Raw genomic sequence first — 5,137 nt, forward strand, 5'->3', positions numbered from 1 at the left:
GGGATGAGGCCGACTCGGAACGCCACCCTTACGTCCGGCTGCACACGACAGGCCACACGCGTGCTTCAGCCAGCGGTCTCGATGACGAGCGCTAAATCCACCGACGGTCGATATTCGTTGTCGGCACAGGATCAATACGGTCTGCAGTGGGCTCAACCAAGCCAGGCGACTCGGGGCGTAGAGCGGGAATCCGCTTCTTCTGACCGGATAGGGACCTCGCTGATTTCGGCCTCCTCATCTTCTTGAGTTGGAAGCGATGGCAGCAATCGCTTCATCCACAGAATCTGTGGATAAGCAGGTGGATATCATCCTTGATGGTTCATTGAAGACAGAGAAACCGCGGTTTGGTGACGGCTGATTGAATATCAACCAGTGGTTTTCTTTTCGATTTGGAATCAACAGCTTGAATCTTGCGCTCTGTGAAGGCTGCTTGCGGGTTGGGGCGGGCTGCAGTCGTTCACCAATCTGGATCAGTAGGTGAATTCGAAACGAAGGCAAGAAACCGGCGACCCTTGCGGTACGGTTACCGAAACCGGTCGTGTTATACCGGACGGGCGACGCGGAATGCGTGCGGCCAGAAAGCCCAAGCGGAGCCGGATAAAAGAGAGGCGGCTATGGGCATTCTTCCTGAACCGCGCGTTGCTCGCCAAGAACCTGCTGGGCAGTCTGTTCTACGTAATCGAAGACTTCAGTGGGTACCGTGTACTGGTATTGTTTACGACGGTGCTTCGAAACAACGCCATCATTGGTCAGGCACATCATCACCAGATTTGCCAAGTCGCTGCCGCGAATGTCGAATCGCTCATCCACAGCTCTGTAGACGGCGTCGTAGCACTCCAGAAAAGCGGCTTCCTCCCGGAGTTCGACCTCCAGGGCGTGCTGAGCCATTTCCATGGTGAAGATGACGCAGGCAGTTGCGTCCCAGTAGCGGTAGATCGCCGCATCCCCCCTGAAGTCGAAAGTCAATTTTCCAAAGTCGATCCACTGCACATCCCAGAAATCCCGGGCTGGGCGGGAGAATCCCTGCAGGGCTTCCAGATACAGGCGCTCCTCATGCTTCATTGCCACCGACACTGGCAGCAGCAGGCCGTTCTCCAAGGCGCCTGCACGGCAAAGTGCCTGATGGATCAGAAAACGGGATAGGCGTCCGTTTCCATCCATAAAGGGGTGGAGGAATACGAAACCAAAGGAAATGATGCCAGCTGCTACCAGCGGGTCGATTTGGGTGGGGGCCTCATTCGCAAACAGCATGAGGTGTTCCATCAGTTCGCGGCACAGGTCTGGTGGTGGTGGAACATAAGTTACCCCGGCAGCCCCCTGAAGGGCTCCTGCGAGGTGGTTTTGCTCATGCCTGAATGCCGCAGCTAGATCGTAAGGGTTGGAGACGGTGGCGTTCTGCAGCGCCACCAGATACTCCTCGGTCAGAGGCTGGCGCTCGTGTGCCTGGCGTAGCAATTGAATGAATCGTCGTGACTTGTCCTCGCTCGGCGCTTCGCGTTCGATCGCGAACGAATCTTTGGTCTCATGTAAATAGGCCCAGTTGATCGCCCGATCCATCATGATTGGAGGCAGGGACTCCATGAAGGCTTTTGCCCGACCAAGAATGTCGTGTTCCTGAAGCTCGTTCAGTCTGGCGGTTCTTTCCACGGTGGCGCAGTAATCCAGGTTGCCGAGGCCGTTGAATTCCACCCTCCATCGCGAATTTCTCGCTCCAGGGCAGGTCACGTAGCGCTTGGGATCGAAGAGCGGCACGAAAGCGCCCCGAACCGGCGAATGCTGAGGAACCTCCTCGCCAGTGAACGCCTCTCTCAGATAGCACGCCTTGCGAATGTAGATACCGTTGGGCGCCTCTTGCAGTGCATTCTCCAGAGCTGTGACTGGAATTCTGGGGAGGGCCTGAGCCAGTATGGCGAGGTTGATTCCCTCATGCTTCAAGGCAAAGAGAATGTGGCCGAGCAAGTCATCGGCTGCAGGTGCCGTGGCAGGTGGTACCGCCAAGGTTTGGCCTATCTTCTTCAAACGAGTGACGGGCTGCACAATCGCCGGCAGGTGCAAGGGAAAAGCGGGCAGCTGCATGGCTTCGCGTAGCCAGGCGTAACCGACTAGGTGCATGTCAAAAATCCTTCAGATGGTCTCTGGTTCCCAGATTTTCTTGATTGAGACAAGAAAATCTTAATTTTTGACGATTCTACTGATTTTTTATCGATTCAATCATATCAATTTGCCGAGTCTTTTCTTCCTTCGCCCTGCCGACCGTGCCGAAGTACAACGGCAGGACAACACCTTGCTGGCCACGGCCATTACCGAGATGTCGGCCAGTGCGTCTGAGGTTGCCCGCAATACCACTGATTGCTCTGACACAGCCTGGTGGCTGTCGAGCAGGGCCAGGGTTAGGTAAGGCGCAACAGCGAGGCAATAGGCGGCTTGGCAGGTGATATCAACGACGCAGCCTCGGCGATCACTCAATTGGGCCAGGACATCGAGCGCGTCGGCGTAGTGCTGGACGTCATCAAGTCCATTTCCGAGCAAACGAACTTGCTTGCCCTCAATGCCGCAATCGAGGCCGCGCGGGCTGGCGAGCAGGGTCGGCGCTTTGCGGTCGTCGCTGACGAGGTGCGCACACTGGCAGGAAGAACCCAGAACTCCGCCAATGAGATCCAGTAGATGATTACCCAGTTGCGTCAGGCTTCGGCTCAGGTCGTGTCGACGATGCAGTCGGGTGCCCAGCGTACCCATGACGCGGTGCAGCAGGCTAATGGTGTGGCAGGCACGCTAGGTGACACGGTTACCAGCTTTGATGACATCGTGCAGCGGGCGCAGCAGATTGCGGTGGCGGCGCAGTAGCAGAGCCACGTGACGCAGGAGATCAATGAGCTGGCAGTTCGGATTCATACCGCGAGCGAGGAAGGCGCGCGTGATGCTTCCGCGCTGCGTGAGCTTGGCCAGAGCATGCTCGCCATCTCGCAACGGCTGGCCGGTATGAGTCGCTAGGCGGGTTTGTCCTTTGACGGCCTGCCTATGGGCAGGCGTGGCGAAGCCGCGTTATCGACACCCTATAGCGCTTCTTGAGTGGCAAGCGACGATCGGTCAATGAAGGCCATGTCCTGACCATGCGGCACCCTGAGGCGAACGAATCAGGACGCGCCGCGCACCTCGAAATGCTGAAACAGCGTGCACAGCTGTTCCCGCAGCTGCGGCCAGTCCTGCGGTGTGAGGATTCGACCAAGGGAGGGATCAAGCATGTGCTCGCTACGAGCCAGCGGCACCACGAGGCGTTGTACGCCGCGTTCATGCAGGCCACGGGCGAGTAAACCCAGTGCATCGGTATCGAGCAGTTGCCAGTGGACAGTCGTACGCACTTCGTGTGCGACCCCACTGGCCAGCAGCAGATCCAGGCTTTCCCAGTTCACCCTGTCACCATGGGGCGTTCCGGTTATGGATGAGGCGTGGCCCGGAGGCACCTTGATGTCCCAGTAGTTGCCCTTGCGGCTCATGCTCATCACCAGTCCATGCTGCGCGAGTACGGCTCGGTGGGCCGCGCTGGCGTATTGGCTGCCACGATCCGAGTGTACGATCAGCCCGGCAGCAGGCTGGCGTTGAGCGACCGCCATCTGTAACGCCGAGCACACCAGCTCTGCCGGCATGTTCGGCGCTATCGACCAATCAACGATCTTGCGCGAGAACAGATCCATTACCGCAGCCAGATAGAGCCAGCCGCGGCGTGTTCGGATGTAGGTAATATCAGCTGCCCAGTCCCGGTTAGCAGCCTTGGGGTTGAACTGCCGATTCAGAACGTTGGCCGCTATCGGCAGGTCGTGTTTGCTGTCGGTGGTGTGGACGAACTTGCGCTTCCAGGTCGGTCGCAGCTGGTGCTTTTTCATCAGCTGTCTGATCCGGTAGCGCCCGTGCTGGATACCTTGGGCCTTGAGCGCCGCTTGCAGGCGACGACTGCCATAGGTGCGGCCGCTCGCCATGAACAGGGCTTTCAGAGAGGCGGCCACAGGGCAGGACTTGGTCGGTTGCAACAAGCCTCGACGCGCTGCGCAGTAGCCCGAGCGGCTCACTCCAAATAATCGACAAAGCCTCGTGGTAGGGGCCTTTTGCTGCTCTTGAGCGATCAAGCGATAGATCACTTCATTTCCCGGGCAAAGAAGGCCGACGCTTCCTAAGAAACACCTTCTACAGCCTGTAGCTTGAAGCCAAACACAGCTGCCCGACGATGCAACCCCTGCACCGCGCGCTCCCGGTACTTGTGCTCATAGTGATCGGCTCCTGGGTCCTGATAGGCCATGCCAAAGCGCATTGTGTTATAGAGCAGGATGGTTACGAGCGGTGTTTGTGACCGCCTTGGCCTTGCCGATGCGCGCTGACAAGCGTCGGTAGAAGGCACCTAGTGCCGTGCTGGTTTTGCCGATGATCACGGCGGCCAGGCGCAAGAGTGCTGTCACCCGATTATCACTCGCTGCTGTCCATCCACAAAAATGCCCGACCTGAATGCCTCAAGTCGGGCTTTTTGTCGCAGGTACTACTTGCAGCGACGGGTTATCGATATCCCCCCTTAGGGCTCAACCCGTAGAAGCTTTCAAAGCACGGCTCATGGAATAGGGCTGTGTTGTTGTAGGAGGGCCACCAGATCCGTATTGGTAATGAAGGCGCCCAAAAGCCACAACGTCGCGCTTCTGGGCTATTCGTTGGTATCGTCTTGGCGCGATACCAACCCTACGAACGCTGACTCCGAAAACAGCTCTGACAAAGCCGAAACTGGCGGCTGAGCACTGGCATCGACTTGCCGCATTTCTGGCAGTTGCTTGCAGCCCCTGATACACGTCGGTGGTCGGCGCTGCGTGGTTTACGCCGGCGTGACAGTTCGCGGGTGATGGCCTCGTTGAGCAGGCTGCGGTGGCCTTCGGCCTGTTCCAGCGCACGGAAGTGCTCCGGCAGGGTGCGGGCCAGGTGCAGGTAGGTTTCGATGATGTGCAGGGTGCTTTCCAGCGTGGCCAGGTCGGCCTCGATAAACAGGCGCGGCAGTTCGACTTGTTTGTTTTGGGCAACCTTTTTCAGCCACTGCTGGGCGTGGGTGGCGGCGGGGCTGTCCAGCCCACCGCGAATTGGGGTGCAGGCGAAGATCCAGCGCAGC

General features: G+C 58.3%; 5 protein-coding genes and 2 pseudogenes. 3 read left to right on the forward strand and 4 right to left on the reverse strand.

Annotation, left to right across the window (positions count from 1 at the left end; all coding sequences use genetic code 11):
* Positions 1-612: 612 nt before the first annotated feature.
* Positions 613-2,112: a Fic family protein gene (locus NAV32_RS17430; RefSeq protein ID WP_256054042.1), complete on the reverse strand. Its 1,500-nt coding sequence runs from the start codon at positions 2,110-2,112 to the stop codon at positions 613-615.
* A gap of 312 nt (positions 2,113-2,424) precedes the next feature.
* On the opposite strand from NAV32_RS17430, the gene NAV32_RS17435 reads away from it, so the two are divergent.
* The 3 genes from NAV32_RS17435 to NAV32_RS17445 are packed head-to-tail and all read left to right on the forward strand — an operon-like array spanning position 2,425 to position 2,991.
* Positions 2,425-2,664: a methyl-accepting chemotaxis protein gene (locus NAV32_RS17435; protein WP_272890333.1), complete on the forward strand. Its 240-nt coding sequence runs from the start codon at positions 2,425-2,427 to the stop codon at positions 2,662-2,664.
* Positions 2,665-2,844, forward strand: a complete 180-nt coding sequence (locus NAV32_RS17440) for a hypothetical protein (protein ID WP_256054043.1) — start codon at positions 2,665-2,667, stop codon at positions 2,842-2,844. It abuts the gene before it with no gap.
* Positions 2,845-2,853: 9 nt separating this feature from the next.
* The gene (locus NAV32_RS17445; protein WP_256054044.1) at positions 2,854-2,991 is read left to right on the forward strand and encodes a hypothetical protein; all 138 of its coding nucleotides are present in this window, start codon (positions 2,854-2,856) and stop codon (positions 2,989-2,991) included.
* Positions 2,992-3,467: 476 nt separating this feature from the next.
* Here the strand turns inward: NAV32_RS17445 and NAV32_RS17450 are convergent.
* From NAV32_RS17450 to NAV32_RS17455, 3 genes and pseudogenes are all read right to left on the reverse strand, one after another.
* Positions 3,468-4,163 (reverse strand): annotated as a pseudogene (locus tag NAV32_RS17450) (IS3 family transposase); the annotation flags it as partial.
* Between the two features lie 2 nt (positions 4,164-4,165).
* Positions 4,166-4,469, reverse strand: a pseudogene (locus NAV32_RS17705) (IS110 family transposase); the annotation flags it as partial.
* Between the two features lie 250 nt (positions 4,470-4,719).
* On the reverse strand, positions 4,720-5,137 hold a 418-nt coding region (locus NAV32_RS17455; RefSeq protein WP_272890334.1), incomplete at its 5' end, for an SUV3 C-terminal domain-containing protein.

It is taken from the genome of Stutzerimonas stutzeri (assembly GCF_024448695.1).
GTDB lineage: Bacteria > Pseudomonadota > Gammaproteobacteria > Pseudomonadales > Pseudomonadaceae > Stutzerimonas > Stutzerimonas stutzeri_T.